Genomic DNA, 251 nt, shown 5'->3' with positions numbered 1-251 from the left:
GACCAGCGCAGGCCGCCGCGCGCGACCTTGCCGAAACGTAGATGGATACCTTCGAGACGCGGCGAATAGACAAAGATCTCGTAGAGCGGTCGCGGAGCCGGCAGGTCATCGATCTTGCGGGCGTCGAACTTGAAGGAAATCACCGGACGCGGATGTCCGTCCTGGCCAATTTGCCACAGGTTGGTGCGGACGATGGCCTGCACCAGATTGGTGAAGCGGCGCAGAATGCGGTCTTCGTCCAACAGGGCGAC

The 251-nt window shown here is 61.8% G+C and carries 1 protein-coding gene; it reads right to left on the bottom strand.

The genetic code is table 11. The features are described from left to right. A partial coding sequence (locus QSV46_RS40465) for an NAD-glutamate dehydrogenase domain-containing protein (protein ID WP_314964313.1) occupies window positions 1–251 on the bottom strand: 251 nt, incomplete at both ends.

Source organism: Bradyrhizobium cosmicum (assembly GCF_032290525.1).
Classification (GTDB): domain Bacteria; phylum Pseudomonadota; class Alphaproteobacteria; order Rhizobiales; family Xanthobacteraceae; genus Bradyrhizobium; species Bradyrhizobium cosmicum_A.
The sequence above is the reverse complement of the archived record's forward strand: the minus strand, read 5'-3'. Positions and strand labels throughout refer to the sequence as shown.